Genomic DNA, 4371 nt, shown 5'->3' with positions numbered 1-4371 from the left:
GGGGGAGCAGGGGAGATGAGGGAGATGAGGGAGATGGGGGGCTTTGGGGCCCTCTCTGGGCTTGAGGGGCAATGAGGGGGAGAATAAGTAAACCAATTACCAATTACCAATTCCCACTTCCTGCAATTTAGTCATTCAAGTATACGTTTTAAATCTTGTAAAGCTGCGGCGGCTGATTGGTAGCGATCGCTAAAATGATAACGTACCATCTTATCTAAAATTCCTGCTAATTCTTCACTAATTTGTGTTGTTTGTCGCCATATAATATTACCTGTTTCTGGGTCTGGCTGGAGTTCTTGGGGTGGTATTCCAGTAATCGCTTGAATACTCATCATTCCCAACGCGTAAATATCACTAGACAAGCGGGGATGACCAGCCATTTGTTCTGGAGGTGCATAACCACGCGTTCCGATGGCTACTGTTGCCAATTCTGTCTGTTCGCTACTGGCTGGTTGCATTAACTTGACTGCTCCAAAATCAATTAATACTAGTCGATTATCCAGAACAGATCTAATAATATTAGTTGGTTTGATATCCCTATGAATTACACTATGCTCATGCACAAATGCGAGAACTTCTAAAACTCCTTTGAGCATGTTAATCACAAAAGATTCACTCTGGACACCATGTGTAGATGATAATTCTTCATCTAAAGTGTGTCCAAAAATATATTCTTGAACTAAATAAAATTCTTGATGATCTTCAAAATAAGCCAGCAAGGCTGGAATTTGATGATGTCTACCTAAAGTTTGTAAAATCTCCGCTTCGGTCTGAAATAATCTTCTAGCAACTTGCAAAAATCTTGTATCCCGACGTGCTGGCATTAATTGTTTAACTACACAGTTAGGATTCCCTGGACGCTGAGTATCTTTAGCTAAATAAGTGCGACCAAATCCACCAGCACCAAGAACTTGAGATATTTGGTAGCGTCCACCTAAAAGTAAGTCGCCAGTTGTTTTTTCTGGTATCTTTGGTGTAGATTCAGGGTGAAAATGTATATCACTAACTGTAGTTTTGTCTGTAGTAATTATAGATTCTTTTAAAAGAATATTTAACTGGGCGATCGCTTCTTTTTGTTGTTCGACTTGTACTATAATTAATTGAGTTTGCTGCTGAGTCTTGTATGTGGTGTAAAGCATGACAGCAGCACTACTTGTAACTAAAGCGATCGCTGAAGGAATTAACGGCACCCACCCAGCTTGCAGAAACAAAGCAGCGCATATTCCCGCCAAGCTAGCTATGGTCGTACCTCCAACCACTAGCAGCAGCAAAGGGTGTCGCAACTGCCATGCTAAAATACCACCTATCAGCGACCAACTCCACATCCACAAAAGTTCTGCCCAGTCATCCCAGTACCAAATCAAAGGTCGTTGATCCAGTACAGTACTGAGGAGTTGACTTGTGATCTGTGCATGTAAAAACACAGCAGGCATTCTCGCTGGTTGCTGTGGTGAAGCACTGTAAGGTGTGTAGAAACCCGGATGTAAGCTAGCGGCTGTTGTACCGATAATTACAAGTTTGTCTCTTACCCAATTCGGGTTGAGTTGATTGTTGAGAACTTGTGTAAGAGTTACTTGCTGAGCTAAGTATCCTGGATGACGATAATTTAAGAGTAATTGATACCCAGCCGTATCGAGATTTTGGTAACTACCAGAATTCGGTTTGAGCGTTTGGAAATAAGTTTTACCCAGACGGAAATTATATTGGTCAGGAAAATCTATTTCCAAACCTTGTTTTTCTAGATAAGTAATTGCCAATAGAGCAGCAAATGAAAATTTAGTTGTACATTTTTTGTCTGTAGATTCGGAAAATAACAAACTGCGGCGGACAATTTGGTCTTCTTGGTTATCTGGAATTAAATCAGCATAACCTATATTCTCTGGAGATAAATTAGGTGGCGGTGGAATTTCCGCTCTGTCCATACTGCTATAAGAGCAAGTGCCAATGATATTGTTTGGATTCTTCAATCCAGCCGCAGAATTTTTTTGTTCTGGTCTATATATATTTAAACCAATGACACGCGGTTGATAAGACTCTAATTTTGCTAATAACTGATTAATTTTAGTATCCGACAGTGGCCATTTTTCTCGCGCTATATCTTCTTCAGTAATTGTAACCAGTAAAATCCGCGGATCTGGTGGCTCCACTGGACGCGATCGCAGCATTTGATCATAAACTTTTAATTCCCAAGACTGCAACCATTTCAGTTCGCGAACGCCCCATACTGAAGCAGTGACACCCAAACTAGTAACTAAAATAATTGGCAACCAATTTTTATTACCAGAAGTGGCACGATAAGCCTTATCTTTTGTCAACGCGCCTCGGAGTTTTTCTAATATTCCATTAATCACAGCGTTGCAGCAGTAGCTTAAATTGAATAAATGTTGCTGTTTTCAAACAAAAGTGAATACTGAGCGTTAACGGTTATTCCACTAAGCTCTATATTAATTTAGCAATTTACTTGCTACTTTGAGGCGATCGTATTGGGGAATAGGGAATAGGGAATTGGGAATAGGGAATTGGGCATTAGAAATATTCTCCCTCATCTCCCCTGCTCCCCTGCCCCCCTACTCCCCATCCCCTCATTTAACTTGATTAGTTATATATTTGAGTTTAGAGTGAAAAGTGGAGATAAGAGCGATGAAACAAGATACTGTTGTGATCACTAATTTTCACGCTCACATTTACTACGATACCGCCAGTCGTGATGTAGCCGCGCGTATACGCGAAGAATTAGGCGCAGGCTTTGACGTACAACTGGGGCGCTGGCATGACAACCCCATCGGCCCACACCCAAAAGGAATGTATCAAGTTGCATTTTTACCAGATCAGTTTGCCAAGGTCGTTCCTTGGTTAATGCTCAATCATCAGGGGTTGGATATTTTAATTCACCCTTCAACAGGCGATGATGTCGCAGACCACACAGAACATGCCCTATGGTTAGGAGAAAAACTAGAACTTAATATTGGGTTCCTTCGGCGCATTCAAACAACCTAGTACTCTGTCTCATTAATTTTGCTCGCTGCGAGATCCCCGACTTCTTCAAGAAGTCGGGGATCTGACCACCCTGACTTATCAAAATTAATGCGATGAACCACTAGCAAAACGCAATACAGTTCAGTTAAGCATTTCTCCTTCTGTCTGTGGACTCTGCCCCTCTGTGGTAGCGTGCGGCAAGCTGCTTACGCATCTACGTAAAAAAATCGACTTTCACAAAGAGTTTTAGTTTTAACTAAACCTTAATCGTAACGTGAGTTCGATGAACCTCTCCCTCCCCTGACTCTTCACGTCATCGACACTGTTGGCGAATTAGGAAAACGCTTATACAGCAAGCACTTTAACTCGCTTGTCGCCCCCTGAAGTCTTCGCTAGTTCCATGCCAAGTATGAACTTGCTCTGTTTTCTTGATTCGTAAAATAGGTATAATATATACATAAGTATGATTGAAATTCATTTAAACTACAAAATAAGTTTACTGTTTAAATATATACATGATGTTAATATCATCTTCAGTAAATCTGAAATAGTGGACTACAGCAGGCCAAAATGAGCAAAAAGATCTTTACTGTCTTAACATCAAGCATAGTAGCCGTAACTGTGATCGGCGTTTCACCTCTCAAATCACAAGCACTAACCTTTGATTTTCAATTTGATAATACGCCTGATGCCACTGTAACTTCTCCCTTCGTAGGAACAGGAACGTTTAGCTTTGACGGAGACCCTGGAAATGGAACATTCGCACTTACGTCTTTAGCAAACTTTAACTTTTCCTTTAATGTTAATGGAAATAGCTTTACCAACACGGCTCTTGCAACGCCAGTGGCTAATATTCTTGCAAGAATCGGAACTAATGGTAGCGATCGTTTCATCAACTTCGGTGGTTCGGGTGGAGGCCCCTTCAATGGGTCTGTCGATTTTGTAAATGCTAGTTATTTAAGTCTCCAACCCGGTTTCGGATCGCTTTATTTTTCAGCAGCTGGCTTTGGAACTTACCAGGGGATAATACGGCCAAATGTTACCCCTGTCCCTGAACCAGGTAGCATCTTAGGTTTATTAGGTTTATCCTTGGGAGTGTTGCTTGCTAAGAATAAAAAACAAGCTCAAGAGCATGTTTAAAAAGTATTATTGTTAACATCAAAATCTTAGAAACCTAACCCCCTTAGCCCCCATTCCCTTGTAGGGAATGGGGTTTTTAGTAGGGTGGCCGTCCAGGGCGAACGCATCTAAATGTAGTACATGTTTACTAAAAAAAGCCTAGTCGCTTGTGTCAGGGAGGTTAAGCGATCGGGTATTGATGGTAAAGTCATAGTGAAAGTAGAGTAAAGCCGTAAGAAAGCGTGAAGCTGAAGCCCAAAATTACCATTGCTGACC

3 protein-coding genes are annotated in these 4371 nt (G+C 41.3%); 2 read left to right on the top strand and 1 reads right to left on the bottom strand.

The features are described from left to right. Positions 1-131: 131 nt before the first annotated feature. Positions 132-2351 carry a CHASE2 domain-containing protein gene (locus I8748_RS24725; RefSeq protein ID WP_198127174.1) on the bottom strand — a complete coding sequence of 740 codons (2220 nt, stop codon included), beginning with the start codon at positions 2349-2351 and terminating at the stop codon, positions 132-134. A 289-nt stretch (positions 2352-2640) separates the two neighbouring features. Here I8748_RS24725 and I8748_RS24720 point away from each other — a divergent pair, with 289 nt between their 5' ends. After that, positions 2641-2997, top strand: coding sequence for a DOPA 4,5-dioxygenase family protein (locus I8748_RS24720; RefSeq protein ID WP_198127173.1), 357 nt, complete (start codon positions 2641-2643; stop codon positions 2995-2997). Between the two features lie 549 nt (positions 2998-3546). Continuing rightward, complete coding sequence (locus tag I8748_RS24715; RefSeq protein ID WP_198127172.1) at positions 3547-4116, top strand: PEP-CTERM sorting domain-containing protein; 570 nt, start codon at positions 3547-3549, stop codon at positions 4114-4116. Positions 4117-4371: the final 255 nt, after the last annotated feature.

It is taken from the genome of Amazonocrinis nigriterrae CENA67 (assembly GCF_016056305.1).
GTDB lineage: Bacteria > Cyanobacteriota > Cyanobacteriia > Cyanobacteriales > Nostocaceae > Amazonocrinis > Amazonocrinis nigriterrae.
This window is presented reverse-complemented; position numbering and strand designations above follow the sequence as displayed.

Excerpts from the sequence above, each read along its gene's own strand:
- I8748_RS24715 (WP_198127172.1), top strand. The coding sequence starts at position 3,547 with ATGAGCAAAAAGATCTTTACTGTCTTAACATCAAGCATAGTAGCCGTA.
- I8748_RS24720 (WP_198127173.1), top strand. The coding sequence starts at position 2,641 with ATGAAACAAGATACTGTTGTGATCACTAATTTTCACGCTCACATTTAC.